The sequence below is a fragment of the Kitasatospora sp. NPDC047058 genome, from assembly GCF_040643935.1.
GTDB lineage: Bacteria > Actinomycetota > Actinomycetes > Streptomycetales > Streptomycetaceae > Kitasatospora.
On the sequence record NZ_JBEYVJ010000886.1, the window covers coordinates 1 to 1,296 of the forward strand.

Consider the following 1,296-nt stretch of genomic DNA (forward strand, 5'->3'; position numbering starts at 1 on the left):
TGAAGTTCCACCCTGGGGCTGGACACCTGGAGACTGGGACATGTGAGCCCAGAGGAAGCAGTTTCAGGTGGGAAGCAACAGCAACATGAGTAAGCGGTACACGGCGGAGTTCAAGAGGGACGCGGTCGCGCTCGTCCGGTCTTCTCCGCACCGGAACGTCACCGAGATCGCCCGGGAGCTGGGGGTCAGCCCAGAGGGGCTGCGGGGCTGGGTCAAGCAGGACCGCACCGATCGGGGCGAGGGCCGGCCCGGTGACCTGACCAGCCCCGAGCGCGAGGAGCTCGCCCGGCTTCGCCGGCAGAACCTCGAGCAGCAGAAGACGATCGAGATCCTGCGCAAGGCGGCCGCCTATTTCGCGGCCGAGACGAATCGGTGATCCGCTTCCGTTTCGTTGAGGACCACCACGGCGCCTTCGGCGTCAAGCGGATCTGCCGGGCGCTGGGGATCGCCCGTTTCTCCTTCTACGCCTGGCGGGCCGGCGAGCAGGACCGTCGCGCCCGCGAACGGGCCGAGGACCTCCTGGCCGCCGAGATCACCGTGATCCACCTCGCCTCCCGGGGCGCCTACGGCGTCCCGCGCATCCACGCGGAACTCCGCCGCCAGGGCCGGGCGGTGAACCGGAAGAAGGTGGAACGGATCATGCGCGAGCGCGGGATCACGGGTGTCACCCGCCGCCGGCGCCGCAGTCTGACCCGCCAGGCCCGCAAGCCGGTGTTCGCCCCGGACCTTATCGGGCGCGACTTCACCGCGCCCCGCCCGGGGATGCGGCTGGTCGGCGACATGACCTTCCTGCCGACCGAGGAGGGCTGGCTTTACCTGGCCACCTGCATCGACCTGGCCACCCGCGAGGTGGTCGGCTACGCGATGGCCGACCACCACCGCGCCGAACTGCCGGTGGCCGCGCTGCGGATGGCCGCCGGCCGAGGCGGTCTGGAGCGCGGCTGCGTCTTCCACACGGACCGCGGCAGCGAATATACGTCGAGTGAATTCCGCACCGAGATAAGCAAGTTGGACATGAGGCAGTCGATGGGAAGGGTCGGCTCCTGTTACGATAACGCCGTTGCCGAGAGCTTCTTCGCCGTACTGAAGGAGGAGATCGGCACCCAGGTCTGGCCCGACCGCGCCACCGCCCGGGCGGAGGTCTTCTCTTTCATCGAGACCTTCTACAACCGCAGGCGCCTACGCAAACACCCCGAGTGGGGCTACGTCACGCCACTCGAGACCCGCCAGCGGCACCGGCAAGGTCACACCCTCGCAGCGTAGACGGAAAGTGTCCAACCGCAGGGTGGAACTTCA

Annotated in this window: 2 protein-coding genes; both read left to right on the top strand. The window is 68.4% G+C overall.

Annotation, left to right across the window (positions count from 1 at the left end; all coding sequences use genetic code 11):
• Window positions 1-85 precede the first annotated feature (85 nt).
• Window positions 86-376: a transposase gene (locus ABZ885_RS41345; protein WP_072653749.1), complete on the top strand. Its 291-nt coding sequence runs from the start codon at window positions 86-88 to the stop codon at window positions 374-376.
• A complete protein-coding gene (locus ABZ885_RS41350; RefSeq protein WP_360200395.1) occupies window positions 373-1,263 on the top strand; it encodes an IS3 family transposase in 891 nt (296 codons plus the stop codon). The genes ABZ885_RS41345 and ABZ885_RS41350 overlap by 4 nt, the downstream gene beginning before the upstream one ends.
• The last annotated feature ends 33 nt before the right edge of the window (window positions 1,264-1,296 follow it).